The sequence below is a fragment of the Rahnella sp. BCC 1045 genome (genome assembly GCF_019049615.1).
GTDB classification, from domain to species: domain Bacteria; phylum Pseudomonadota; class Gammaproteobacteria; order Enterobacterales; family Enterobacteriaceae; genus Rahnella; species Rahnella contaminans.
Genome location: NZ_JAFMOZ010000112.1, coordinates 23276 through 47896 on the forward strand (window position 1 = coordinate 23276; position 24621 = coordinate 47896).

Annotated in this window: 25 protein-coding genes and 1 pseudogene; all 26 read right to left on the reverse strand. The window is 61.1% G+C overall.

The window, feature by feature from the left end; all coding sequences use genetic code 11:
* Positions 1 to 17: 17 nt before the first annotated feature.
* A complete protein-coding gene (locus J1782_RS07130; RefSeq protein ID WP_217152744.1) occupies positions 18 to 3071 on the reverse strand; it encodes an ATP-binding protein in 3054 nt (1017 codons plus the stop codon).
* Positions 3043 to 3669, reverse strand: a complete 627-nt coding sequence (locus J1782_RS07135; RefSeq protein ID WP_217152745.1) for a conjugal transfer protein — start codon at positions 3667 to 3669, stop codon at positions 3043 to 3045. Before J1782_RS07135 ends, J1782_RS07130 begins: the two co-directional genes overlap by 29 nt.
* Positions 3670 to 3767: 98 nt before the next feature.
* Positions 3768 to 4202, reverse strand: coding sequence for a hypothetical protein (locus J1782_RS07140; RefSeq protein WP_217152746.1), 435 nt, complete (start codon positions 4200 to 4202; stop codon positions 3768 to 3770).
* A gap of 52 nt (positions 4203 to 4254) precedes the next feature.
* Positions 4255 to 4815 (reverse strand): hypothetical protein, encoded by a 561-nt coding sequence (locus J1782_RS07145; protein WP_217152747.1) that lies wholly within the window; start codon positions 4813 to 4815, stop codon positions 4255 to 4257.
* A 92-nt stretch (positions 4816 to 4907) separates the two neighbouring features.
* A complete protein-coding gene (locus J1782_RS07150) occupies positions 4908 to 5297 on the reverse strand; it encodes a DUF6750 family protein (RefSeq protein WP_217152748.1) in 390 nt (129 codons plus the stop codon).
* An 83-nt stretch (positions 5298 to 5380) separates the two neighbouring features.
* Positions 5381 to 5920: a conjugal transfer protein TraQ gene (traQ, locus tag J1782_RS07155; protein WP_217152749.1), complete on the reverse strand. Its 540-nt coding sequence runs from the start codon at positions 5918 to 5920 to the stop codon at positions 5381 to 5383.
* 9 nt (positions 5921 to 5929) lie between these two features.
* Positions 5930 to 6667: a conjugal transfer protein TraP gene (gene traP / locus J1782_RS07160; RefSeq protein ID WP_254302960.1), complete on the reverse strand. Its 738-nt coding sequence runs from the start codon at positions 6665 to 6667 to the stop codon at positions 5930 to 5932.
* Positions 6660 to 7976, reverse strand: coding sequence for a conjugal transfer protein TraO (gene traO, locus J1782_RS07165; protein ID WP_217152750.1), 1317 nt, complete (start codon positions 7974 to 7976; stop codon positions 6660 to 6662). Before traO ends, traP begins: the two co-directional genes overlap by 8 nt.
* 4 nt (positions 7977 to 7980) lie before the next feature.
* On the reverse strand, positions 7981 to 8916 hold the full coding sequence (locus tag J1782_RS07170) for a DotH/IcmK family type IV secretion protein (protein ID WP_217152751.1): 936 nt from the start codon (positions 8914 to 8916) through the stop codon (positions 7981 to 7983).
* A gap of 9 nt (positions 8917 to 8925) precedes the next feature.
* Entirely contained in the window at positions 8926 to 9606 is a 681-nt protein-coding gene (locus tag J1782_RS07175; protein ID WP_217152752.1) for a DotI/IcmL/TraM family protein, read from the reverse strand.
* Between the two features lie 10 nt (positions 9607 to 9616).
* Positions 9617 to 9967: a conjugal transfer protein gene (locus tag J1782_RS07180; protein ID WP_217152753.1), complete on the reverse strand. Its 351-nt coding sequence runs from the start codon at positions 9965 to 9967 to the stop codon at positions 9617 to 9619.
* A 25-nt stretch (positions 9968 to 9992) separates the two neighbouring features.
* Positions 9993 to 13601, reverse strand: a complete 3609-nt coding sequence (locus tag J1782_RS07185; RefSeq protein ID WP_254302961.1) for an LPD7 domain-containing protein — start codon at positions 13599 to 13601, stop codon at positions 9993 to 9995.
* 105 nt (positions 13602 to 13706) lie between these two features.
* Positions 13707 to 13877: pseudogene (locus J1782_RS26545) on the reverse strand (hypothetical protein); the annotation flags it as partial.
* 33 nt (positions 13878 to 13910) lie between these two features.
* Positions 13911 to 14198 (reverse strand): IcmT/TraK family protein, encoded by a 288-nt coding sequence (gene icmT, locus J1782_RS07190; protein WP_217152755.1) that lies wholly within the window; start codon positions 14196 to 14198, stop codon positions 13911 to 13913.
* Positions 14195 to 15364, reverse strand: a complete 1170-nt coding sequence (gene traJ, locus J1782_RS07195; protein ID WP_217152756.1) for a plasmid transfer ATPase TraJ — start codon at positions 15362 to 15364, stop codon at positions 14195 to 14197. Before traJ ends, icmT begins: the two co-directional genes overlap by 4 nt.
* Positions 15364 to 15546 carry a type IV pilus twitching motility protein PilT gene (locus tag J1782_RS07200; protein ID WP_217152757.1) on the reverse strand — a complete coding sequence of 61 codons (183 nt, stop codon included), beginning with the start codon at positions 15544 to 15546 and terminating at the stop codon, positions 15364 to 15366. The genes traJ and J1782_RS07200 overlap by 1 nt, the downstream gene beginning before the upstream one ends.
* Positions 15546 to 16370: a type IV secretory system conjugative DNA transfer family protein gene (locus J1782_RS07205; protein WP_217152758.1), complete on the reverse strand. Its 825-nt coding sequence runs from the start codon at positions 16368 to 16370 to the stop codon at positions 15546 to 15548. The genes J1782_RS07200 and J1782_RS07205 overlap by 1 nt, the downstream gene beginning before the upstream one ends.
* Positions 16367 to 16840 (reverse strand): DotD/TraH family lipoprotein, encoded by a 474-nt coding sequence (locus J1782_RS07210; RefSeq protein ID WP_217152759.1) that lies wholly within the window; start codon positions 16838 to 16840, stop codon positions 16367 to 16369. Before J1782_RS07210 ends, J1782_RS07205 begins: the two co-directional genes overlap by 4 nt.
* 87 nt (positions 16841 to 16927) lie before the next feature.
* Positions 16928 to 18292 carry a shufflon system plasmid conjugative transfer pilus tip adhesin PilV gene (gene pilV / locus J1782_RS07215; protein WP_217152760.1) on the reverse strand — a complete coding sequence of 455 codons (1365 nt, stop codon included), beginning with the start codon at positions 18290 to 18292 and terminating at the stop codon, positions 16928 to 16930.
* Positions 18289 to 18924, reverse strand: coding sequence for a prepilin peptidase (locus J1782_RS07220; RefSeq protein ID WP_217152761.1), 636 nt, complete (start codon positions 18922 to 18924; stop codon positions 18289 to 18291). Before J1782_RS07220 ends, pilV begins: the two co-directional genes overlap by 4 nt.
* 17 nt (positions 18925 to 18941) lie before the next feature.
* Positions 18942 to 19421 (reverse strand): lytic transglycosylase domain-containing protein, encoded by a 480-nt coding sequence (locus J1782_RS07225; protein WP_217152762.1) that lies wholly within the window; start codon positions 19419 to 19421, stop codon positions 18942 to 18944.
* 72 nt (positions 19422 to 19493) lie between these two features.
* A complete protein-coding gene (locus J1782_RS07230; RefSeq protein ID WP_217152763.1) occupies positions 19494 to 20084 on the reverse strand; it encodes a type 4 pilus major pilin in 591 nt (196 codons plus the stop codon).
* A gap of 33 nt (positions 20085 to 20117) precedes the next feature.
* Complete coding sequence (locus tag J1782_RS07235) at positions 20118 to 21221, reverse strand: type II secretion system F family protein (protein WP_217152764.1); 1104 nt, start codon at positions 21219 to 21221, stop codon at positions 20118 to 20120.
* A complete protein-coding gene (locus J1782_RS07240) occupies positions 21214 to 22749 on the reverse strand; it encodes a GspE/PulE family protein (RefSeq protein WP_217152765.1) in 1536 nt (511 codons plus the stop codon). The genes J1782_RS07235 and J1782_RS07240 overlap by 8 nt, the downstream gene beginning before the upstream one ends.
* Before the next feature lie 5 nt (positions 22750 to 22754).
* Positions 22755 to 23321, reverse strand: coding sequence for a type IV pilus biogenesis protein PilP (gene pilP / locus J1782_RS07245; protein ID WP_217152766.1), 567 nt, complete (start codon positions 23319 to 23321; stop codon positions 22755 to 22757).
* Positions 23308 to 24615 (reverse strand): type 4b pilus protein PilO2, encoded by a 1308-nt coding sequence (gene pilO2, locus J1782_RS07250; RefSeq protein ID WP_217152767.1) that lies wholly within the window; start codon positions 24613 to 24615, stop codon positions 23308 to 23310. The genes pilP and pilO2 overlap by 14 nt, the downstream gene beginning before the upstream one ends.
* Between the last annotated feature and the right edge of the window lie 6 nt (positions 24616 to 24621).

Sequence of the window (24621 nt, forward strand, 5' to 3'; positions counted from 1 at the left end):
TGAAGGGAGGGAATGATTCAGAGGTCGTAACCCTGCTTAGTGATGAGCTCATTGGCGAGCATACGGATGACGTTATCACCGCTGTCCTCACCCGCCGTGCGGCGTCGATATTCAATGATCTTTTCGGCTGTGCCGCCCGGGAAGAATCGTCCGAGAATGCGACGCGCCGTGGCGGCACCGACGTCTTTTTCAAGCGTTCGGCGCAGCGACATGTCGACGGGCGTAGTGCTGTGCCCCCACAACTCCTGCGGCCCCACCGTATTTTTCATGATGTGGGCAATCGTGCTGCCGCCTTTTATGCGGAAGATGCCGAGGAACGGCACGCCGCTGCCGTCTGCCGACGGGCCGCTGCCCATACGCGCGAAGCGGTCCAGAGTGGTGTCCGGGACGTTAAAACGTTCCTGAAGCAAGATGCGGTCTTCCGGATCGACGCCAACCATGTACACCGAGTTGGCAGACTGTCGCAATGCGTCGGGCATGTCGCGGAAGTACTGTGAGGAAAGCACCGTGCGTACGCCAAATTTGCGCTGTTCACGGTCTGCGGTTTCGAGCATCGGAAAGATAAACGGCACGCCCTTCGCATTATGCAGCTCATCGTACTGTTTCGTTTTCACCTCCTGGTCAAGCTGTTCGATACGCGCAGCGTGCAGTGCATGCCAGCGTTTATGAAGCATGGGAAAGAACTCGGTCTGATATTGCGGGAGCACGAAGTCACCACCGGAAATATGTCCGGCAAACAGGTACATAATGCCGGTCTGCAGGTACCCCGCTGGCGACTTGTCTCCAGCGACATACTGGATATCTACGGTGATCACGCGCGCTTTCGGGCTTATCATAAAGCGCGTGCGGCCCGCGAACATGCGGTACTGACCGCAGGCGTCGCGCAGACAGCGTGCCAGGTAGGTGATGAGTTGTTCCCGGCTGCCGTCACGCTCAATGGTGCCGTAGTTACTTTTAAAGTCCTCGCTTCCCAGCAGCGACGCCATGTCGGCAAGCTCCGGCACAGCCTGGAACTGCGCCCGCTGTGCCGCGTCTGTGCAGCCAGCATCCTGCAGAAGATCGCGAATCTCATACCATTTAGCACTGTCCCTGGCGTCAGGATTTTTTTCCCACACGCCGGACATCTCCAGCGCCGCGTCGACTTCGGGTACGAGCCCAGGCTCATAGCGCCGCGGATCCTCCTGGCAGGATTTGAACGCATCCGTAACCAAACGGCGCAGAATGCCAGGTGTATCACGGGCGTTTGGTGGCACGCCTGTGCCGGGGTCAATGCAGAGCGCCATCAGCGTGTTTTGGATAAACTCGGATTCATAACTCAATGGCATCGTGAGTCCGAGCTGTATGTCGAACAGGTTTCGGCAGAAGTTCGGATCGTTACGCAGGACAATACTCATCACCTCGTCCTGACGCTCCGGCGAAAGTGCGCCCCTCAGTATTGAGACCATCCCCTGCGAACTGAACCCTTTATCAATGCCGGCATAGAAGGACAGCTGCTGTTGGGCGGACATCGCCTGAATGATGGGTTGACGGTTGATTAACACCGACTTACCCCCGCCGGACTCGCCGGCCACGATGTTGGTTTTCTTTGTCTGGTTGGAGGGCGCGAGATCCACCGGCATCAGCTTGCCGTCGGGCGTCACGTACAAGGCGTTGCCGTCCTCGTTCCAGGCCGAGGCCGGACGCGTCAGCGGCATCAGGTTCAACGCTTCCGACAGCGGCGGATACATCAGGCACGGCCCGCTTGCCGCAGAGGACGCCGTCAGCGTGGCGACCCACGCCTTGACCGGGTCGCCAAAGGTCTGCGTCACCCCGCATACCCCCCAGGACGTCAGCGCCTGCTGCAGCAGCGTCAGGTTGCGCGTGACCGTTTCCGGCGAGTCCCCCCAGGTCGCGGCGGTAATCGTCATCACGCACACCGGTTCGTGCTGTTCGCGGGCGGCAAGCAGCGAAACCGACTGAAAAATGGGCCTGAGACCCGGCACCCATTCGGTTAAGCCCAGCACGCCCCGTTTCATACCCAGGCGTTTCATGCCGCCGGGCATCATGTCCATGCGCACCCGCCAGGGCACGCTGCGCGGCACCAGCTCGCGCAGGCGCGCAAAGCTCTGCGGTTTCTGCGGCCCGAGGTTCATCGCGAGCGTACCGTGCCAGACGCCCTTAATTTTAATCAGGTTGTTGCGTATCTCATCAACGCCGGCCCCCATCACCTGGAAGTTAAGCCAGGGTGCAAGCAGCGCCGTGGCGTCACCCCCCTGCCGCACGCCGCGGGGCATGACCGGGTCATCCGGCAGGAGCGGCTGCCAGTGTTCGCTGGTTCCCTGCGGGTCAGTTTGCGCGCACAGCACGCGTCCGGCTTCGTGAGCGTCAACGCGGCGCAGCAGGACGCCCTTTCCGCTGTCGCCGAGCGCGCTCTCCACCTGCGTGAGAAAGGCGTCGTGGCGAATTTTGAGCCCGGTGAGTTCAGCCAGCAGCGGGTTCTGACCAAAGGCCGCCGTCGGGCTGGCCTTGACCAGTTCGCTGAGGCGGGCGTTCTCGTCGCGCAGCTCGTGCCCGGCCAGCACGCCGCGGCCGGTGTAACACACCAGCCAGGTACGCTCTCGGTTCACCCAGGGGGCCAGCTTCTCCACCTGTTCATCGAGCAAGTATTTCAGGTTCAGTCCGGTCCGCCTGAGCGAGCGGTACTGGGGGGCAAGCAGGCGCTGCACCTCAGCGCGCCCCCCCTGCGGATCACACTCATGAACCAGACTGACTTTGTGCCCGTGATGCCCGAAATGGGTTGTCAGGTTCACCATCATGCGCTCAAGGCGGCCCGACCAGGCATCCGGTTTGTCCTTCGCCTGTGATTCGTCAGACTCACGAAAGCTGCCGGCCACCTCAAATACCGTCACGTAGTCGCCGTTCTTTGTCACCATAATGTAGGGGGCTGACAAGTCAGGATGACGGACGCGGTCGTCTTCGGTCAGGCGCACGATGGTTTGCAGGTCGCAGTAGTCTGGCAGGTCGCGGGAGACCGCAAAGCGGGTTGCGGCGGTGATGATGTCTTCAGTCCAGCGGATGAGGGGGTTTGGCATAGAGATTACTCCGGGTATAGGTGCCCCAGCAGGGCGTACGCACCGCTGCGGTCGGATTTTTGCCGGCGGGCAGCAGCACGGTCAGGTCGTCAAAAACGTCATGGGGCAAAATGAGCACGCAGCCTTCCAGACGCTGCTGCATCTGACTGCGGCGTCCGGGCGTGAGCCGGTGCATCGCGGCGGCGAACTCCGACGCCCGTGACGTGCCCCACATAGACTCCACCTCGCGGGCATGGCGGGCCATCCAGTTCCAGATGCGCTTGCCTTCCGCACGCGTCGTCCGCTGCTCTGAACGCAGGGCAATAAGGGCCCGTCGCTGCAGGTTTTGCAGGTCGGCGGGACGTGCATCAGGCAGCCAAACCAGATGACCGTGTGCGGCCGTCGCGCTGTCGAGGTTTTGCGTGAGCCAGCAGAGCGTGCAAACCCCGACGTCGCCGGGGCGGCCCAGCCAGAGTCGCTGCGGCTTCACGCCGCAGCATTCGCAGGCGATGCCGCCAGGGTGAGCCACGGGCCGCGGCGGCAAATCATCACCACTGATATCCGGAATAAGGGGCAGCAGTTCGCCCTCCCCCTGTTCCGGGGCGTGAGATTGTGTCATCGGGGTTTCCTGTACAGACACCGGGTGTCTGATAATGAGGTTAAGAAAAGAAGAACAGAGCGGGGCTCATGAGGCGCGGGTAACATTCCTCTTTGTTATTAGGCATGGGCAAGGTGGCGAAAAACCACAAGATATTCGCCAACGGAAAACAGCCCGCCCAGAAGAACAAGGAGAATCATGAACAGCTTACTGTCCGATACGTAGGGATGGTGGCTACTGACGGTTCCAACGCCCCAAAAAATAATTGCGCTGATGACCTGAAACATCATGGCAAAAAGGGAGTGCGACATGACAATCAGCGGCGTGAAGCAGAGTAAAATAAAAACACGGGGGTATATTTTTTCGAGAGCATCCTCACACGCCCGCCAGGGTGTCTCTTTTTCTGGTCCCTCTATTTCTGCCGCCTCCCGAAGCACCTTCAGGGCGGTGATGGTTTCCTGTATTGCAGCCGCGTCAGGCGTGCTGTCGCCGTGGATATCAGGGGTAAGAGGCAGCAGTTCGCCCCCCCGTTCCGGGGTGTGGGATTGTGTCATGAGATTTTCCTGTACAGGCAGAGGTACTAAATGGACTCATTCTCAATGAGAATTAGCGTGAAATTATATTAAGCACCGAAAACATTATTATCGACACGGAAACAATCACTCCCTTTTCACTTCTTGATAGCACCCCAAATATAAATACCACCGCGATAAAACTCAGCGACAAATAGATTATTGATGAGTAAGAAAGAGAAACATAGGTAATTGCCAGGCTAAAAACCAATGAGACACAGACCAATAATATTCCGGGTAAGGGACTGTAACGTTCCCACCAGGGGCTATGGATAATTATGGGCCGGGCCTTTTTTGCTGCTATGGCGATATTTTTTAATTCGGAAATCGCGAACTGAATATCGTCTACCGCAGACATCTCAGATCCCCCCTCACGAACCACTCTAAACTTCTCCGCACGGAACAGACGGATAACCCCTAAAAGCTTGTCAGGAGATGGACACCCGGAAGGATGTCCATCGCCAATCCCTTCAAGCTCCCTTAACAGCACGCGAGCGTTTTTCCAGTCACTAAACATGCGCTGCTCAAGCCTGTTCCTGATGTCCATCAATCTTGTACGGACAGATACCTGACTTTCACTTCCGATTTGCGCCATTATGACTTACACCTTTTTTCAAAAGCGATCCCGCACGTGACACATCTGTAAAATTCTGAGCCGGCACGGTGGCCGGCTCCGCCACAGCTGAATCAGCTGCCGATGCTGACCGGCGTCATGCCTAACTGCGTCTGGCCACGTTTGATTAGCTCCGGAATAACAATCAGCAGCAGGCTGACCACGAAGGTCAGCCCCACGTGCCACGGCTTAATCTGCGGGTTGCTCTTCATGGATTTCAGCGCAACCAGGCTGCCCACAATCCCAATAACGCCCATAAATTCTGCAATGGTCAGGGTGCTGGTGGTGCCCGATTTGGCGCCGTTTGCCACATTATTGAGGATGTCGGCAATATCACCGTCCGCCATGGCTACCGGTGAAATAAGGGCCGCATACGCGCACAGCCCGCGCAGGGTGTGACGGCGAAGCGTTTCAGACAACATCAGGGCGCGCGCGAACGCCGCGCGGTGAAGGCGAGTTAACATAGTGTTTTCCTTTAAGTGTAAAAATGGCCGGGATGGCCACGAATGAATGTCCGGTACGGACGGGACTATTTTTTCTGAAGGATTCAGGACATGCCGAGTGACTTCTCAATGGCGTCGAGCAGGTAGGGGCTGCAGACCATCATCACGCCAATAATAAATTTCACCGTGCCGCTGCTGACGTCGTTGCCGGCCGACAGGCCGGTGTGCCCGTCCTTTCTGGAACGCCGCCAGAGCATGACGCCCGTCAGGCAGAACCAGACGCCCACCATGCGCAGCAGCGTCAGCAGGGCATTGGCCGCCACCGCCCCCTGCCCGAACGTGCCGACAGAGACGTAGCTGATAGCGTCAAACGACACCTGCCAGCCCAGCTGTTTGCCGGCGGCGTCAATCAGCTGCTCAAGCCCCGCCAGGCCACCGCACAGCAGTATCATGGCCACGACGCTGCCCCCGCTGGCCGCCTGCCCCGGTGACTTGCGGGCCAGCCAGGACTGACGGGCCAGATAGCCCACCGCGCCCACGACCGCTAAAAAAATACCCAGCGTAAAGGCGAGGCCGGTGGCCGCACCCTGCAGCCCGGACGCCAGGTTTACCAGCAGGGTGATGCCATCAAGAGAACTGCCCATGACGCCTCCTTAGCGCAGCACGCCGCCGCTGGTCACCACTTCCCGGTTATCTGCATTGACCTCAATGACAGTGAGACTCCCGAGCTGCTGCCCGGGCTGTACCGCCCAGGTTTGTCCCTGCCATTTCACCCACGCCATGCCGTCCTGCACCCCCTCGAGCTGCATGCCCGCCAGCGCCGGGCGCCGCACGCTGCGGTGCTTAGTATTCACGGAGGAAGTGGGGGCGGCAGGCGCACGGGCCTCCAGCACGGTCAGCCGGTTAGCCAATGTCGCGTTTTCAGCAACCTGGTTTTCCGACTGCTTTTGCAACGCGGCCAGCGCCGCGCTTTGTGCCCGCACCGTATCCGACAGGCGCGAAATCGCCTCGCGGTTGGCGGCCTCAAAATCCCGACCGTCACGGATCATCTTCACCACTTCCTCCGGCACGGTCCCCCCGGCGATACCCTCAGAAGGGGCCGCACCGGGAACGTGCAGTCCGCCCGTTTGCAGCGGTATCGAGGACGCAGGTGCCACCGCACGCATTCCGGCCGGTTGCCCGAAGGCCAGCTGGCCGGTGTCCGGCACGGATGACGACGGCCAAAAAAAATACCAGGCCGCCACCGCCAGCACGATAACGATGCCGGCGAGCCACGGCAGCGACTGCCCGAAAATAAGGGGGCGGGTCAGAATGCTGCCTGCCGGCTTCGGTGCGGGCGGGGACGAGACGGGAACCGGCGCGTCCTCCGGCGGGGCGTTAAGCTCAATCAAGGGTATCTCCTTTTTGCTGGGCGGCGCGGATACGCGCCTGAGTTTGTGCCCGCAGCTCGGCGGCGGACGGGGAAGGATTGGAGGTCAGCGGACCGGCGGATGCCGCGGCGCTCGCCGCAGTGGATACGGTGCCCGGCGTCGCCTCGGCGTCGGTGCTGTAAACGCCGCGCATAAACTGAATGGCCACCACCTGGCCACTGTTAACGGTCACCGTGCGATCCGGCAGGCGCGCCGCGTCGCTGCTCAGCACCTGAGCCGCCTGGCCTGCCGTGTCACCGACGATAACGCCGGCCACCGCCGACGCGTCAGGGGTCGCCGGGCGGGTTGTGACGGTGTTAAAGCCGTTGCTCAGCAGCTGCGTGTTGGACTGGGCGTATAAATCGCCCGTTCCGCCAATCCCCTTCAGGATGGACGGCAGGATAATACGCCGGACATAGTGATGCTCGACGTCGGTGGACACGTTGGCCACCAGCGTATCGTCCTGCAGTGCGTAGGCATCGATTTTGTAGTTCTGCCCGCCCAGCGCCATCGTCGTGAAGTGGATGATGACGCCGTCTCCGGAGAGTTTTGCGCCATCGCTGGCCTTCAGGATCGCGCCGGCATAGGGCCCGGACACAAAGCGCCCCAGCACCGGCGTATCGCCGTTGTCCGAATTCACGCCGGTGTAAATTTCTCCCGGTCCCCGCCAGTACGGTGCCACCACCTCCACCGGGGGCTGGCCACTGAGAACATTCCCGCGGCCCTGCTGCGCCGCCAGCTGTACGGCGTTGCCGGGCAGGGAATCACGCCATGCGGACCAGCCGCCTTCCTTACCGCCCAGCACCTGAGCCTCCGGCAGCTCTGCCGCCGCCGGGGGGTGCTGCAGACGGGCCAGCAGCCCGGCAAGGGCCTTCTGCCGCGCCTCATTCAGCGCCTTTTCCTGCTCCTGCGTTCGGCCCCCCGCCGGTTGCCCCGCGGCCGGACGCGGAGCAGCCGGTGCCCCGGCCGTCGTCTGCGGGGGCGCACCGGCCACAATCACGTCCTGCTGCAAAGGGATGCTGGCAATAAAGCTGCCGTTCTGCGCGGCGGCGGCCTGTGCCCCGCGGGCGTTATTTTCCCGCAGCAGCTCGCGGTAGGCCGGCGACTCCTGCGCGCCGGACTGCGCCGTGCCGCCCACGCGGTTCAGGTCAACCCGGGACTCCGCCTCCGGCGGCGCGGCCACGTGCGTCCACAGGGCGTATCCCCCGCCCGCCAACACCACCACGCCTGACACAATCAGGCTCAGCATCACCTTGATGTTGTGCCCGCCGGTATTTTGCTGATCGCTCATTTAATTACTCCAGGGCAATGGTCAGGGCTTCGGTGTGCCCGTCAACCGAAAACGCCACGCGGGGCGTGACCGGCAGCTTCCACAGGTGCGTGCCGTCCGCGGACGACAGCGTGGTGTCAAACTCATCGCGAATGTCCGCGCGCGAGCGGATATACAGGTCATCGCCCTGCTGCCACACCACCGTATCCGGCACGTCACCGGCGGTTTTCACCCGCTTCGCCCCTGCCGGGGGCACGCCGTCCAGGTAGGCCTGCAGCACGTCGTCATGCAGGCCGATGCGCGCCGGCGGCGGGGCATCGGCCGCCGCGCCCGGGCCTCGTCGCGGAATGCGCAGGTCCAGGCGGGCATCAACGACCCAGGTTTTTTTCGTGGTGTCCGCCTCCCCGCTCATCACGCTTATCGTCACGGGCACCGCCAGCCCGTCAAGGCCCAGCGTGACGCTGGTGTTAACAAAGTCGCGGTTGGCAATCAGCGTCATGACAGACGCGCCCGGCGTCCACTTCACGGTGATGTCCGGCGACCCGCTGACCGGCTCAGCCAGTATTTTCCAGGGCGCGCCGGTGCTGTCGATAAAGCTGACCGTGGCCGGCCAGTTCACCGCGTTGCGCACCAGCGGCAGGCTGGCCCCCGGCGACAGGCTGACCGTCTGGGCGCTGATACGCGGCACGGCGGTAATGCCCGGCGTCGCCATGGCCCGCTCCTGCGCCGACTGCAGCGCACGCAGGCGGCGGATTTCATCCGCGGACAGCGGCGCCACGGACGCCTCCGCCTGGTCATACTGCGGTGAGACCGGCGGCGGCAGGGCATCGCCCGGCTGCGGCCCCGCAGCAGGATTTGATGCGGCTCCCGCAGTTGCCGAAGGCTGGCCCGGGGCCACGGCAGCCGCCGCGGCGGCTGAACAGAGGGCCAGCCACAGCGGCAGATAACGTAATGATTTCATGGCCTGTCCTTAACCTGCGTTATTGGTGATGGTCTGCGTGACCTCAAGCCCCTGCGGCTTGAGTCGCACGTCGGCCTGCTGAATGCGCAGCGTGAAAATGTAGTGCAGCGGCGGGCTGTTGGAGTTTTGCCCTTCAAGGCGCAGCGTCACGGGATACTGAAACTCCCAGGCGTAGCGCCCGCCGATAACGCCGCGGCTGCTGATGACGCCCGGGTCAACGCCCACGGTCAGGTTCATGCGCTTTTCGCGCACCGCCGACAGGACGTTTGAGCCGGTCAGCGCCTGGTTGTAGCCCACAAAACCCTGCTCATCAAAGCGCGGCGAAACCGCCGTCATCTGGTTCTTGTAATGCACAAAATCCAGCGTGAAGCCGCCGCGGATGGTGTCGGCACCGAACTGCGACACGTCGCTTTCACTCCACGCGGGGGCGTCCAGCGGGTAGGCCTGCGTAAGCCGGCCCTGTTCGGTGGCAAAGTATTTGGTGGGCGGGTGGTACACCATCCAGATGAGCACCGCGGCGACCACGGCCAGCACAACGTTCGCGCCGCCGCTCCAGAGCAGCGCCGACAGGCAGCGGTGCGCAAAGGCCGCACCGAGCGCCCGCTCATACTGCGCGGTCAGGGCAGGCGCATAGGCCTGTGCGTCGGCGGCCTGCGCCGCCTCGTGGGGGTGTGTTTCAGGGGAAGACATGTCCGGCTCCTTACTGACCGAATGACTGCCAGGGGTCGATATTGTCCGGCAGGTTGCTGTTGATTTTGTCCGTCATGGCACTGCACACCTTCTCCGACGCCTGACTGAGAATGCTTTGCAGGCTGGGGAAGCTGGGCAGCGTGATGGAAATATCGCGAATGCCCGAAAGGCAGCTTTGCAGCTGGTCTGAAGTCTGGCTTTCGCGTACCGACCAGGCGTCGCTGGCCTTTTTCGCCGTGTTATAGCCCGCCACGCTGCCCGTCTGGGCCGCGCTGCCGGCGCGGCAGGTGTCGGCGAAACTGGTAAACGGGGCGGAGCACATCACCACCGCTACCACGGCGGTGATCGCGTTCTTTTTCATGAGAATCTCCCGGAAGGGTCGAGTATTAAACCGGTCTCTGCGGTGCAACCGGCGCTGCCTGGGGTGCCGCCGCCGGCCGGTCCTTTGGGAAGACGGACTCGGCTTTATAACGTTCGTCAAACCCCATCCGCGCATGCAGCGAGGGCGGCAGCGCAGCCGGATTGTCCAGACGGGCAATGCGCTGCTCTTCACCCTGCAGGCGCACCACCACGTTCTCGCGCGGCACCGGCGTGCCGTTGGAGCGGTTGATGCCGTTGCCGCTGCCAACCGGCACGGCCCCCTCGGCCGTCAGCCGGTTAAACACCATCGCCGGCGCCTCTTTGCTGTCCGGCAGGCTGACCAGAACGTGCTGATAGTGCCCCTCCTGACGCACGATACCCTGCAGATAATGCCCGTCCCCCTGTACCAGATAGAGGTCTGGCGTCCCGTCGGCGGCCCATGAGGACATCACCGGCTCCCCCGCCCTGGCGTTGGCGGCCGGACGGGCGACTGACAACGCATCCCCCTGACTTTGCGTCCCCTGTCCGTCCGGACGCAGCCAGTACAGGCCGTCGGCGGGCACCGGCGGCGCCGGCAGTTCCAGCTTCAGCCGGGTGACCACGGCCTGCTGTATCTGCGCAAAACGCCCGGCGTCAAAGGCCGACAGTGTCACCATCTGGTCATTGCCGGTCTGGACACGATCTTTGCCTACCGGCATCACTGACCACTGATTGCGCCGGGTGCTGATGGCTTCGTAGTGCGTCACCACGCCCTGGGCATCCCTTTTGGGCACATTGACGGTCACAGGTTTTTCACCCATCCACTGCAGCGAGACGATGCGTCCGGGCTGAAGGCGGCTTTCGCGCAGCACCCCGGCGAGCTCCTTGCCCCAGTACGTCTGCGGCCCCTCTTTGGTGCGCAGGGTGATAAAGGTGCTTTCGTCAGCCCCCGCCTCAAAGCGGAACGGCGCCTGCCCGCAGGCGGTCACCTTGCCCGTGACCGGCTCACGTGCCTTCTCGGCCGGGGTGTGGATCTCCGGTTTAATCGCGGATTTTGGTGCTGCTGGTGGCGTTTGGGGTACAGCGGATTGCGCCGCGCGTGACGCCGTCACGTGCGCAGGATGCGCCGGCACATCCGCCGTGAAGGACGGTGACCTTTCCGGCTCCGCCTGGCCACGTGCGCTGTGCACCGGCGGCTTCGACGGGTCACCGGCGACGGCATCGGTCGGGACAACGGGTTGCCCGGCGGCGCGCCGCGCCGCGTCCAGTTCCGCCTGCTGGACGGCCGACTTCATACTGACGTCCAGCTTGTGGGTGACAATGAGGCTGATGGCGTAGGACTTAAAGGCGTCGCTGCCGGTTAACTCAATGTTTCCGTGATAGTGCTGCGCCGCGGTCAGCAAGGCGGACAGCACCTTTTCTTCGTGGCCGCTCGCCCCGTCGGCCATCACCAACCGGTTGCCGTGGTCGGTAAACGCCGGCTCGCCGTCGAGCTTGTACAGCACGCTTTTACCGTCAGGCTGCGTCTCATACGTGATACGGCTCAGCAGTTTGTCTGCATCGATGCGGGACAATGCGGGCCCGGAAGAGGCGGGCGCATCTTCGTCCTGCGGCGCCATGCGGCGCGCACCGACCAGAATGGCATCTTCTTCTCCGGGCACTGATGCCGCCGGGGCCCCCTGTTCGGTGGCGAACTTCTGCTCCATTTTCGCTTCGAGCTGCTTTTCAAGCGCGACGCAATCCTTATCTGGCTCAACGTCTCTTACAGCCTCATCCGAACTCATCCATAGCCCCATGAGACCTTTACGCTCGGACATAAGTTGGATTAATTGTTGAGCGAATTGCTCTGTGTTTAACGTGTTTGCATTATTAAGTAACGTCCGCTGACGCGTCTCAAGATCTGAAAATGCTTCGGTGAACTCACTTTCGCTCGCGTCTTCACGTGGCGGATGCTTCATCTCGATGTCGCGAGCCCATTCATTGAGGAATACTTCGGCCTGATTTACCGCCTCGCCTGCTGTTTGGGCAAGTTCACTTTCAGCACTTTCTGCCTGCGCCGTGTTAAGAGGAGAGATTGACTCTTCTGCTCCTGTATTCATCGTCGCCGGCTCAGGTACAACAGGGGATTCAGCGCCCGGTGAGACGGCTAAGCCTTCTGCTGAAATCGGTAAATCGGACGTCGCCGTATCGGGTACCGCCGGTGACTCCAGCGTCTGCAGCAGGCGATGTGTCTGACTCACGCCCATATTCAGTTCTGCGGCGACCTGAGCCAGAGAAAGCCCCTGTTCACGCAGTGACTGGGCCTGAGTCGCAATATCAGGCACGATGGATCCCGTGGTGCTACCCGTTGACGAGCTTTCACTTGTGACCTCATTTGAGACCGTGCTGACGACAGGCTTATCCTCCGGCACGTTAACCTGAAGAGCCGGTTGTTCAGCTGCCGCAGCATTGATTTCCGTGTTTACGACAGGCGCCGTTTCTATCGCGGGGGTAGAGACGGTAGACGCAGCGGGCTTATCCGCTGCGTCTACCGGGGCTTTAAGAATGCGGTACACGCTGCTCATACCGATGCCCAACTGTGCGGCAATCTCCGCATTACTGACGCCCTGCTGGGCCAGCGCATGCACCTGAGGGGCTTTTTCTTTCGCGCTGCCGCTGCGCGCCCGGGCCGGTTTGTCTGCCGTCAGGTTTTCCGGTGCGGGCTGTTGTTCCGGTGCGGCCGGCCCAACGGGTAAGGCGGCGTCAGAGGGAGCTGTCATGGGGTATTTCTCCGGGTTAAGGGTGTGAAGTGCGTTTGTCAGGTGTGTTTCCAGATAACCGCGCAGGCCATCAAGCCCGCGGGACTGATGCATATCGTTAAAGTCCGTCAGCCCGCGGGAGACCTCACCCTCAGTAAACAGCGGAATAAGGGCCGCGCCCGCCGTCAGCCCTGCCGCGGCGGTGGCCGAAAGCAGCCCTTTATTGACGTCTTTGCGCTGGTCCATATCCGCCATGAAGATATGCGGGCTGTCCGGAAACCGGGTTTTGAGTATCACGGCAACGTTTTGCATATTGCCGGCGTCGATGGTCATCACCACCGGCATGTTTGTGGCCATGCTGAGGCTGCGCGCGGTGGCATAGCCTTCGGCGTACAGCACCGGTTCGCCGTCGCGCAATTCCCCGCCGACCACCAGGAAGTTCCCGACCTTCGGGGCGTCCGCAAACAGGTATTTATCCCCTTCAGGGGGAATGTACTGCAGGGTACGGAACGCGCCGTCAACGTCGTGAAAAGGCACGACCAGCGCACCATTACGGGTTTGGCGCAGATCGTCCGTGGGGGTGATGCCCTTTCGCTGTAAATAAGGATGCTGTGGGTCGGCCGGGGGTAAACGTGCGTACAGTGCCTGCGCTTTTGCCGTCTGCGTGGCGTAGGTCACCGTCCGTGCCCGCGCAGCATCCTCCTGCGCCTGACGCAAGCCTGCGCGGATGTGCAGGCGGACATGAGGATCCGCTTCGCCACCGCTGGCCTTCCAGTTAGTGACGCTCTTTTCGGTTTCCGCGCGGTGATAGTTGATGAACCAGCCGGCGGGCCGTCCGTCAAGAAACCCCCGGTAAACGCCGCTTTTTTTGTCACCTTTATCCTCGACCGTCGCCACCCGATGACGGTTGCCGTCCATGAGAGGCAGGCCATTGAGGATCAGCCCTTCCGACGTCAGCGCGTCATAAAACTCAGACTCGGGGTCCCCGCCGCCGCTTCGCAGCGTGCGGTCAGGCAGCCAGGGCCTGAGGCGTTCAGGAGCGGCGCCGGGGCGCGCATACCACAGCTGGTCGTCCGGGCTCCAGACAAGGGCATTGCGCCCGTCGGCCAGCTTTCCTCCTGCCGCAACGGCGGTATGCCGGTCAGCATGCGGTATGGCCAGCCAGAGGCGCACTTCAGGTTCAGGGTGTTCCATAAGACCTCCTGAAAAACTTGGGTTATGAGAGGGTTACTCACCGTCAGTAAAGCGGCGATACCACCAGGGGCGGCCGCTCAGGCTTTTTCCGCGCATCAGGCGCACCAGACGCCCTATGAGCACGCTCACCGACCAGCCGAACATCTGCAGAATGCGAAATGCCCCAATGACGAGGCTCACGGCATACAGGGTGTGCATCGAGGGGAAACGAAACCAAAAGAGATAGAGAAGAAAGAGCCCGCCGGGGACGCCATACACGTTCATACTGCGGCCGGCATCCCGCCAATAGCCTGGCGGCCAGTGCTGTTTGTTGTCATTCATACGACGCTCCCCGCTTCTAACTCGCGGCGCTGTCGGGGTGACATCACCTCCGCCAGCTCGGCGGCATCAATGCGTCCCTGCTGGTAGAGCATCCAGGCCTGATCGACAATGCGGCGTTTTTCATGGCGTATGAGGGCGTTGACGTGCTTCCCCCACTGCGGCCAGGGCAGTTCACCCAGCTTTTCGCGCAGATGACCGTCAATGATGATGTACTCACGCACGGCCGTGCGCCTGCCATCGGTTGTGCGCAAAAGCGTCTGCACCACCACGTACTGCAGCACGCCCAGCAAGGCCCAGGCCATCGCCTCGCGGCTCTCGTAGGCAAATTCATTGATAAGGCGCGCAAACACCTCGCCCGGGGAGTCAATGTGGGTCGTCGATAAACACAGGTGGCCGAGCTGTGCGGCGCGGATACCAGCGTCGATGGTTTCACGGTCGCGCATCTCCCCCACGCCGATGACCGACGGCGCGCGGCGCAAATCCGCACGGATACCGGTCGCAAAGTCCGGAATGTCCTTGCCAATCTGCGACTGCAGCGGCGGTAAAACATCCCCCGGACGACCGAGAATGAACTCAATGGGATCTTCTTTCGTGCCGACCTTCCTGTCCGGGTAGTAGTCCAGACAGTAACGATAGGTGGAGGCCAGCGCGGTGCTTTTACCTGAACCGGTAATGCCGCCCCACAGGCCCATTCCCTTAGACGGCAGGATGTGTTCCATCAGGTCATCGGGGAGCCCCATATCCTCAAGCGGCGGGATATCTGAAGGGATAACGCGCAGCGTCCAGCCAATGGTGCTGTCCTGACGTCCGGCCGTGCCCTGCAGCAGGTTGACGCGAAAGCGGATGCGTTCACCGCGGGTAAGCCCGTAGCGACCGTCCGCGTTGCCGTCGAGCTGCAGCGCCCTGTCTACCGATACACCCCCGCGGACCATCGGGCGCAATTCTGGGGTAAACACATCGTCCAGCAGTTTGCCCAGCGTATCGTCAGCCACTGCAAACGAACTCGCGCGAAGAAGGCGCCCGTGACGGCCAATAACGAAATGGTTGTCCCCCTGCAGATGAATGTCGCTGACCTGCTGGCGGGCACACCAGACCATGAAACTGCGCAGGGTATCCGCCGTCAGGCCCTCTTTAAAGGCGTAGGGTTCAAAGACACTGTCAGACATCAGCGCTTCTCCGGCATCATCATGGGAGTGGACAGGCACAGATGCCCGATGCCTGTGCCGGAGGGGTCCCGGTCACGCATTTCGCCCACGACGATTAACTCAGGGACCTGAGTGTGATTGCCGCAGGTACGGTTCAGGGGATCGGCATTCAGGCCGTCCTGAAAGGTGTAGGGTTCAGACATCAGCGCTTCTCCGTATTAATGATGGGTTTCCACCGGGCTTTGTCGGTGACAAAGCCCGCATGGGCTTCAAGGCGGCGGTCGCGGTCGCCCGTGGTGAGTTTGTGGCTGTCGCCGGTGACGGTCTGCTGCTGCTCGGTCACCACCGGTGCCGTGATGATATTTTCACGGCGTAACAGCATGTACTGCAGCATGCCGTTGTAGTCGCGGGTCAGGCGGTTCACGTTAGCCTCAAGCGTGTCGTCCGCGCTTTGGCGTCCCTCCGCCCAGCCGGCGTTAAGCGCCGCCTGCCAGATGTCACGCTGGACGCCGTTGTCCGGCACCAGTGAACCTTCCGGCCCGTCGGGGCTGGCGGTGCTTAAACCGGCCATCAGCCAGTTACGCCAGGAAGGCGGGTTGCTCACGAACCGCTCCGGTTCAACGATTTCGTACACCCGGCTCGCGGTGCGGATCTGGTCGGGCGTCACGTGCGCCACGTCCACGGCCTCGGTGATCACCGGGGGCAGCCAGCCGCGTGCGCTGATGAGCGGACGAAAATCATAGGTGGCGTCCAGCTGCACCGCCCTCGCCTCCAGGTTGCGTTTAAGCTCCCACGCCCGCTGGGCCTTCCCGCCGCGAAACCCCAGCGTGCGGGCGGCGTCGGTCAGCATCTCGCGGCGGTTGTCGGACACCTCGGAGGTACTGCGTTTTACCGGTGAGAGGTAGGCATCAGGCCCCGGCGGCGGCGCACCGTCAGGGCCGGTGGGTACGGAGGGGCGGGTCAGAGACAATCCCGCACAGCCCGTAAGCAGTACGGGCAGAAGGAGTACGCTAAGGCGACATCTCATCGTCTGACTCCCCGCCGCTCAGGAACAGAGGGCATAAATGCCACCACCATTTGTCCCGGATACTGCGTCAGCGTGGCTCGCCACGCAGTCTGCATCTCAAGGATGCGCAACAGGTTGGCGTAGGTTACGCCCTGCACATCGATATCCACCGGCAGCGGCAGGCGCACGCCGGCGTAGCTGAAGACCAGCCCCCGCGCCCGGGCCAGCGCGCTGAGTAACTCCAGTGCGTCACCGTGCCAGGACAGCGTGACCCGGTCACTGTCGGCGCGAATGACTGCCAGCGGCAGCGGCGCCGCCGCGCTCATGTCACCGTCAAGCCACAGCTGTTGTCGCGAAAGTGCAACGCCGGGCGTGGCCGGTAACGGTGCCACCTTCACGGGCAACAAGGGGGCCCGGTTGCAGGTTATCCCTGTCTGACAGCCAGACAGCAGCGATACCGCCAGACAGGCAGCGGGAAGAAAAAGTCTCATGATGTCTCCGGGGAGGTTGTCTGAAGTATTACGAAAGCGAGAGGCGACGCTAAGTTGGGAGGCTTTTAACCTGCAGGGCAAGCTCCGTTACTGCTGCTGGGCACAGGTGACATACAGCTGCTGAATGGAGTTAGTGAAGGTGGCCTGCCAGTAATTGTCCTGGATATAAAGGTTATAAGAAGAGTTAACGACCGCTTCACCCTCATCGCTGTGCCCCGAAACAAAGCAGACATTATTTTGCGCCGTCACGATATTTTTTCTCTGGCCGCTCGAAGCGTTGAGCGTGTAAGTCGTGTAGGTATATTGACCACCGCCGTTAACCACCCAGACGTAATTTTGGCAGGACATCGTTGCACCCAGGGCGTTATGGCTGACGTCCCCTATTGATGTGCACGCCTGGCCGGCTGAATTCACCTGATCCAGATGCAAAACACCCGCGGCAGAGAGGTCACTGTCAGACCGAACGCTGCCGCCCCGGACCTGGCCGCCGGTATAAATATTTTTATTGTTCAGCGCGCGGATGTAGTCGTCATCCGACATGTAAAAACCGCCACCGTGCGTGTCGTTGTACCAGCCCTTATCCCCGGACGTAACCACCCAGCCGTTAGTAGAGCGGATATCATTACCCACCGTCAGACTGTTACTGACGGTCGCGCTGTTACCGGCTGACAGGTTGCCGGTGGCCGCAATATTTGCCCCTGCACTGAGGCTGCCAGTGATACTTCCCGTGGCGGCGGTCACCGTGCCGCTGAAGGTGCCCGAGGCAGCATCGTTCAGGCTATTCCCCCCCATATCAATGTTGGTGTGCATGCGGTTCAGGTCAGGCCGCCCGTTAACCTGATAACGGTACAAACGGTCGCTTTCATCGGCATCCGTCCCCAACACATCAGCGGATAAGAACGCCGCCAGATGCCCGGTCTGTGCGCTCAGCCCGTAGTCCGATAAATTCAGTGTCCACCCCCCGTCAGCACCGGTCGCCACATTGGCAGGCGACACGTATCCCCCCATACCGGGTACGTCAGAAGCAATCTCGCGCAACCCCTTAAAAGGGATCTCACTGCCGTTGCTGGTGAGCACAAAGGCCACCAGCTGGCCTGCCTGGGAGGGGTCTTTGGTGATGGCCAGCTGATAGCTTTGTCCACTGTCATTGGTCAGCGAAAATCCGGCAGGTAAATATCCCTGAGCGCGCAACGTTGCGCCGGTAACAATGACGGCGCCACCGGTGACCTGGGTAAGGAGCGTGTCACGGTTATCCAGAACATAGTGCTTTGCGGCCTGTGCAACAAAATCCAGGTGAGCGGCCGTGGTTTCCCAGACTTTCCCCTGCTGCTGGTCAGCTAGCCGGTCAAAGGCTGTCGGAGCCAGCAGCAAGACCACCCCCATGACAATGCCCATCTGCAATAACATGTTGCCGCGGTGTACCGGGCGCGGCTGCCGTGAAAATCGTTTCATAGGACACCTTGTGTAAACCGGGGAAAGAAGAGAACCGCCGCCGTTAACACCGTCAGCAGCGCCGGCGCGAGAGGCTGGCTGCGTCGCCCAATCAGGAGTGAGGCCAGTGCGCAGAGTAGCAGCGCTCCGGCACCGGCATAGCTCGCCGCACGCCAGGGTAGCCAGGCAAACATCCCCGCCATCAGGTAAACGTCCCCGAGGCCCAGAACTTCACCGCGGTAACGCAAAGCGACGGTGCGAAGGCTATAAAGGACGGTGAAGACTGCGGCACTGAATAGCAGGGAAGACAGTAGCGTCATCGGTGCGCCGGGCAGGCAGGCAGAAACCCCTCCCAACAACCAGAACGTCACCGTGAAGCGCTGCGGAAGCCAGTAGCAACGCAAGTCCAGCAATGCCATCGGCAGAAAAAGCGCAAACAGCGTCACGCCTCTGAGCAAGGCCGGCACGCCGGGCCCAGCCAAAAATAACGTGACACATGCCATGCTGAAGGCTGCAATAACGGGAAAAATCTGTCTGCGCGAGAGTGGCGGGCCGCCGTGACAATCCAGAAAGCGAGCCGCTTGCCACACCATGAACGCGATGATTGCGCCCAGCCAAAATAGGAAAAGCAAAAAATCAACAGTGAGTTGCATTGGAGGATCCACGGGGGTCAGGACTGGCGTAAAACCAGATACTTGGCATACACCTTGCGGGCATAAAGCATGCGCTTCTCTTTGTTATCATCCGCAAATCCGGCGTTGTAACTGCCCAGACACTCCCAGGTCACGCCGCACACCTGCAGATGGCGGGCCAGAACCCAGGCACCTACCTGCACGTTCAGGCAGGGATTGGTCAGCAGCTCCTGCTCACTGTGAAGCACGCCCATAGACAGAAGTTCCGGAAGATGCGTGGAGTTAATCTGCATGAGGCCATCGTCATGGCTGGTAATTTTCCCCTTTTTGTTACGGTTGTAGTTAATGGCGTGCGGGTTATCGCTGCTTTCAACTTGGGTGATCGCACGCAATAACAGCGGGTCAACGTGATACCTTGCGCCGGCTTCGTTAAAGCAGAACGCCTGTGCGGGAAATGACAATGCCAGTGAGCAGGTAAATGCACCCGCTACAATGGCAAGGAATCCGTTTTTTTGCATGGGAGTGCCTCCGGAAGGAGATGCTGGGAAACGCAATAAAGAGAAGCGGGGCACCCCTGCCCCGCACCTTTTTCACGTGTTGCTGTTAAATACCAGGACATTCACGCCAATAGAGCCGTTGTCCGCCTGACACTCGACACCCACGTCGTCAGAACTGACAGCCCCCGTTGTTGTTGTCCCGTTGACCGACGTAGAGGCAACGTTGGAAGCCGAACTCATTTTCTGCACCATCTGAATGCACGCCTCCTGCGGCACGAGATTAAACGTTAAGCCAAATGACGTGTTTTGGCCGCCGCTGTTGCTGACCGGCCCGACCGTTGTTGCACCGCCCCAGACGTTCTGTAGCGTCGCCGTCCCTGACGACGGCGTGCCCACCACCTTCATGCCGCTGGGCGCCCCTCCGCGCTGAATAAGTGCGCCGGTCATTGCCTCCGCCGAGGAAAAATCATACGCCCCGGCGGTCTTGAGCATGCTTCGGGCGTTGGTCATCATTTCTGCAGCGTTGGTGAACTCCTGCGAATAGTCGGCGCGGTTAAACAAACCGCCCCCTATCGCAAAACCGGCCACGGTGACAATCAGGGCCAGCGCAAACCAGATGGCCGCCTCCTGTAGCGTCAGGGCGCCAAGGTGGATGCGGGATGAAAAAATGCGAGTATGGGACATGGGATTGACCTCAGAGTGGAATGAAAAAGAGAATTACCGGATGCCGATAAGATTGCTTAAATCCTGGGTAGCCAGGACAGTGAGCCCCATATAGCCGGCCGTCAGGAGCATGCCCGCCAGCTGAAGCCATTTGGTGGTACGCTGAATGCGCCGGATAGACTGCGTCAGCCAGACGCGGGCAAAGTTTTCGATATGCCCTTCAAAGCCTTTGCCCGTGGTCAGAAGTTTGAGCTTGTCAATGGCATCGGCCGACGGGAAGACGTAACCACTGTCCGCCAGCGCTAACCCGAGCTGCTTTCCGCGCCCCACCTGACGGCTGGTGGCACTGAGGCGTTCATAGAGCCAGGGAGAGGCATGACGGCACAGCATGTCGAGCGCCGGCTGGGTTTGCACCTGTGAGCGCAGCAGCGCGCTGAAGTTGAGAAGAAATGACACCCCCTGCATTTCGCGGTACAGACTCCAGGGCAGCATCCGGTCGAGTACGCGTGAACGCACCGTCCCGGTCAGATGAGGTAACGACCAGATGATCCAGCTGGTGATCCCCACCATCCCGCCGCCCAGAAGCAGGGCGTTATCGACAAAAAAGTGGGTGATCGCCCCCAGCCACCACACCCAGCCCGTCCATTTATCTTCGGGAATGAGCTGGGCGAGGCGCGGCAAAAAATGTGCGCTGACCATCTGCATCAGTGCTCCCGTGGTGGTCAGCAGCATCAGGGGATATGCCAGCGCCGTCCAGGCTGACACCTTCATTTCTGCCAGTCCTTTGACCACCTCGGACGCCCGCTTAAGCGCGCCGGATAAGTCTTTGACGCCGGCGCTCAGGATGGTGGCCTCCTGACGGGGTATCCATCCCCCGAGCCCCGATGCCAGAGACCGGCCGCTGCCCATGGCGGCCAGCGCATCTTCGACGCACAGCACCACCGGCGGCCGCTTTCCTTTGTGCGTGCGAACAATTCCGGCCAGGGCATCCTGAACTTGCTGACGGTTATCAAGCAGAAAGGCCAGATCTTCGTAAAGAGACAGGCGGTCGGAGGTATTGAAGGTTTTTTGTGCCAGCCAGCGGGCCAGACGGTCGCGCCCGTGGTTGGAAACAGAAGGAAACAGGCGGTTTCGCAGAGAGGCAAAGAAATCAGCCATAGCGTTTCGCCTCCAGCACGTCCGGAGCCAGCAGCGCGTCCGGGGGGAAATAGTTCAGATCATCCTCGTCCAGCGGGCTGATTTTATCAGCGTCAACCGGGTCAACCAGGCCATCATGGATATACCCCATCAGATGCTGTCCGCGTGTAATACCCTGCAGGGTGTGGATCCAGTAGCTGCGGGCAGCCAGCCCGTGCTGATAACGGTAAAGCTGGATAAACCGGACATCGGGTCGGATGACCTCGGCGATCACCCTACGGCCAGTGATGCCTTTCCAGCAGTCCTCATGGCCACAGCCCTCGTGGTGGCGAAACGCGATGCGCGAGGTATTACAATATTTTGTCACCAGTGCCGTGTCATCTTCGTTCAGCGCGTGACGATGTTCTTCCCAACTTTTTTTACAATGCGGGCACAGTATCTGGACCAGCCGTTGTGATATCAGCCCCACCATCACCCGCGGATCGGCCACCTGACCTACCGGGATATCAAAGGTGTCGATAAGGCGGTCAAGGATGCCTATCGGGTCATTGGCATGGGTGCTGCTCATCACCATGTTGCCGCTTTTCCCCTCGCTGAGGCACGACTTGGCGGAATAAGTATCCCGCATTTCGCCCACCACCACGCAGTCGGGGTCGAGCCGCTTCAGGGCAGACAGTGCGCGCTGCCACGCCTGCGTGACTGCGGCCGGGTCATTTTTATCGGCGCGGATCGCCGTCTGTACCGCGCCCTTAATTTTGCCTTCCGGCGGATCTTCCACGGTTATCATTCGCCTGCGGTAGCCGGAAGACTCCTGATACATCTTACAAAAGGTGCGCATGGTGGTACTTTTCCCGCAGCCCGTCGGGCCGGAGAGGGTGATGTTCCCCTCAGGACGCCCGAGCATGCGGCGGATAAGCTGCTGCTGCGCGGGCAAAAAACCCAGCATATCAAGCGAAGGGGTGTCTTCGCTCTCGTCCTTAATGACCCGCAGCACCACGTAAAGCCCGAACTCCGTGGGTGTTGCCGAATAACGGGCGGCGTAGAGGCCCAGCCCGCGCACAAACTCATTGCGCAGGCGGCCATCCTGCTCTGACCCTGCGTCAAATGACGTGGCGGCCACGTCACACATCGACTGGATGATAGTGGATGCCAGTAATTCACCCTCGTTGGTTTCCATCGTACTGTGTAGCTCCAGATCGCCATGAATGCGAAACACAATGGAGGTGATGTCTTCCATCCCGACCAAAAAGTGAAGATCTGAAGCCCGGTGATCCCGCCCTTCTCGCATAAACTGCACCACTTTTTTCTGTTCTTCTGACCAGGGTTTTCCGGGGCCGGCCTTTTCCCCTCCTGTCGCCTGCTGCCGTTGGCGTAATTCGCCCAGCTGCACCGGGTGCAGAATGACCTGCGGGCTTTCACGCAAAATGCGGTTAATTTCAGACTGTATGGCCGTGTCGGCACGGTGCTCCTGAGAGACATACAAGCGCCCAGCACCCGCCTCTGATTCATCGAGATGCAGCCAGCTGGCCGCCTTTTCACTGATATGCATGATGGCTACCCCGAAAAAGCAAGTGAAGTCAGGGCACCGTCATTGCCCCTGACCGTCACGTTATTAAATGTAATGCTGGCTACCACCCACGGCGTCCCGGGGATAGGGTTGCCGGTCTGGACGCGGATCTGATTGCCGTTTTCCAGTACCAGCGTGGCGGCCAGTGCTTTGCCGGTGCCCGAGACTTCCACTACCTGCGGCAACACGGTGCTCGCTGTGGCCGGGCGGACGTCTTTGGTGGTCTTGTCCTGCGCCGGTGAGGCCGGGTTAAAGGGCCCTGACAGGGCGGTGTCATACCCGTTGCTTTGGAGCTCTTTCCAGGCTTTAGCCCGTGCCAGCTGGGCTTCAAACAGCACCGTTTCTGACTGGATCCCCTCAAGCCGGCCCTCGCTCATTTCTCGTGCGTTATCTTCGTGACGCAAATCAGTCACTGCCAGGGCCCCCTTTTGGGAACCCATCGGCGGAGGAGCCGGCTGTGGCGTCACGAGGGTAGTGGCGGGCGTTGCACCCAGTGCCGGGCCTGCCAGGAGTGTTACACCCAGCATCAGCACACGGCAGTTAGTTGTCTGCATAGAGCGTTCCTTCCAGTATGTAGGTCAGCCGGCTGCGGTGCAGGGCGACCGTGATGGTCTGTATCCTGATGCCGTTACCCGAAAAACGGGTGGAGGCAAAAAGGCGGTCGGGCGGAATGTCGGTAATAAACGTGAAGCTGTAGGTTTTCCAGGGCAGCGGCATCTCCGTCTGGTTGATTTTCTGGTTCAGTACGCGGGGCGCGCTGAACCGCAGCCGGGCATTGAGACGCTGGGCATAGCTGGTCATTCGCTGGATTTGCTCTTCCCCCGGCAGCAGGGGCTCCGGTACGGTCACGGGGGTTATAGTGACCGGGAGCGTAAAGGACGCATCATCGGCCGCGCCGGGAATATTAAACACGGCCCTGACGTTCTCACCGTAAAGGGCCGGCAGCCGCGCGGCAAAATCCCCGACGGTGCCGCCTTTAGGCAGGGTGTAGTGCAACGTCATTGAACCTTTATTGCTGCATACGGCGGTATTGAACAGCCACCCTGCAATCGACAGCGGAGCCTGCTGCCAGAGCCCGCTGCATGACTTCAGCACGCTGGCAAAATCCGGTTGCCCGCCCCAGGGTTTGAGCAGTTGCTCAGGATGCTGAACCAGTGCGGCCTGCTGGGCCCGAATCAGCGCCTGTGCATGGGCGCGCCGCACCTCATCCTGGTGGCTTTGCAGAACGTGATACCCCCACCACGCGCCGCCGATAAGTAAGCCGCTCAGCAACCACAGGGAAAGAGCCGTTTTACTTTCGGTTTTATGCAACCGTGCACGTTCGATGGCTTCCCGCCCCTGCAACAGAGAGGATAAGCCTTCAAGCCGGCTGACGGCGCCGTCAAAAAAACCGGAAGGAGCGTACAAGGTCCAGCCGTCAGCCGGCACGGGTAGAGCCATCAGGAACGTAGCGACGGCGGCGCGTACGGCCTGTTCGCTCCCGACCACATCGCCGTAAGGGGAAAGCAGGCCGTTAACAACGGCCACGAACCACCACCTTCCCTCCGCCAGCGGAAACACCCCGTAGGCGTTAGGGGCAAGGGACGGCTGCACAGCCAGAGCGAGTGAGGCCAGCTGCCGGTGGCGTACCGGCGTCTCGCCGCGGTCAACCAGGGTGCCAAGCAGGGAGCCCGGTTCACCAGCATCGCCGACGGGCAACGATACCCAGCGGCTCGCCAGCTGCTCGCGGGCTTCAGCGCGCATCTTCGCCCGCCCGCGAACCGGCAGCCACCGCCACTGCAGTCCGGCGATAAAGGCTATTTTGCCTACCGGATACACGGCATACGTTGAGTGACTTTCTGCTGTCATGTGTCG

Bases quoted from the DNA above. Each gene is read 5' to 3' on its own strand.
- J1782_RS07150 (WP_217152748.1), bottom strand. From the start codon at position 5,297: ATGTTAACTCGCCTTCACCGCGCGGCGTTCGCGCGCGCCCTGATGTTG.
- traQ (WP_217152749.1), bottom strand. From the start codon at position 5,920: ATGGGCAGTTCTCTTGATGGCATCACCCTGCTGGTAAACCTGGCGTCC.
- J1782_RS07135 (WP_217152745.1), bottom strand. From the start codon at position 3,669: ATGACACAATCTCACGCCCCGGAACAGGGGGAGGGCGAACTGCTGCCC.
- J1782_RS07140 (WP_217152746.1), bottom strand. From the start codon at position 4,202: ATGACACAATCCCACACCCCGGAACGGGGGGGCGAACTGCTGCCTCTT.
- traO (WP_217152750.1), bottom strand. From the start codon at position 7,976: ATGAGCGATCAGCAAAATACCGGCGGGCACAACATCAAGGTGATGCTG.
- J1782_RS07175 (WP_217152752.1), bottom strand. From the start codon at position 9,606: ATGTCTTCCCCTGAAACACACCCCCACGAGGCGGCGCAGGCCGCCGAC.
- pilV (WP_217152760.1), bottom strand. From the start codon at position 18,292: ATGAAACGATTTTCACGGCAGCCGCGCCCGGTACACCGCGGCAACATG.
- J1782_RS07200 (WP_217152757.1), bottom strand. From the start codon at position 15,546: ATGTCTGAACCCTACACCTTTCAGGACGGCCTGAATGCCGATCCCCTG.
- J1782_RS07130 (WP_217152744.1), bottom strand. From the start codon at position 3,071: ATGCCAAACCCCCTCATCCGCTGGACTGAAGACATCATCACCGCCGCA.
- pilP (WP_217152766.1), bottom strand. From the start codon at position 23,321: ATGCAGACAACTAACTGCCGTGTGCTGATGCTGGGTGTAACACTCCTG.
- J1782_RS07180 (WP_217152753.1), bottom strand. From the start codon at position 9,967: ATGAAAAAGAACGCGATCACCGCCGTGGTAGCGGTGGTGATGTGCTCC.
- J1782_RS07170 (WP_217152751.1), bottom strand. From the start codon at position 8,916: ATGAAATCATTACGTTATCTGCCGCTGTGGCTGGCCCTCTGTTCAGCC.
- J1782_RS07210 (WP_217152759.1), bottom strand. From the start codon at position 16,840: ATGAGACTTTTTCTTCCCGCTGCCTGTCTGGCGGTATCGCTGCTGTCT.
- J1782_RS07185 (WP_254302961.1), bottom strand. From the start codon at position 13,601: ATGGACGGCAACCGTCATCGGGTGGCGACGGTCGAGGATAAAGGTGAC.
- pilO2 (WP_217152767.1), bottom strand. From the start codon at position 24,615: ATGACAGCAGAAAGTCACTCAACGTATGCCGTGTATCCGGTAGGCAAA.
- traJ (WP_217152756.1), bottom strand. From the start codon at position 15,364: ATGTCTGACAGTGTCTTTGAACCCTACGCCTTTAAAGAGGGCCTGACG.
- J1782_RS07220 (WP_217152761.1), bottom strand. From the start codon at position 18,924: ATGCAACTCACTGTTGATTTTTTGCTTTTCCTATTTTGGCTGGGCGCA.
- J1782_RS07230 (WP_217152763.1), bottom strand. From the start codon at position 20,084: ATGTCCCATACTCGCATTTTTTCATCCCGCATCCACCTTGGCGCCCTG.
- icmT (WP_217152755.1), bottom strand. From the start codon at position 14,198: ATGAATGACAACAAACAGCACTGGCCGCCAGGCTATTGGCGGGATGCC.
- J1782_RS07145 (WP_217152747.1), bottom strand. From the start codon at position 4,815: ATGGCGCAAATCGGAAGTGAAAGTCAGGTATCTGTCCGTACAAGATTG.
- J1782_RS07240 (WP_217152765.1), bottom strand. From the start codon at position 22,749: ATGCATATCAGTGAAAAGGCGGCCAGCTGGCTGCATCTCGATGAATCA.
- J1782_RS07205 (WP_217152758.1), bottom strand. From the start codon at position 16,370: ATGAGATGTCGCCTTAGCGTACTCCTTCTGCCCGTACTGCTTACGGGC.
- J1782_RS07225 (WP_217152762.1), bottom strand. From the start codon at position 19,421: ATGCAAAAAAACGGATTCCTTGCCATTGTAGCGGGTGCATTTACCTGC.
- J1782_RS07235 (WP_217152764.1), bottom strand. From the start codon at position 21,221: ATGGCTGATTTCTTTGCCTCTCTGCGAAACCGCCTGTTTCCTTCTGTT.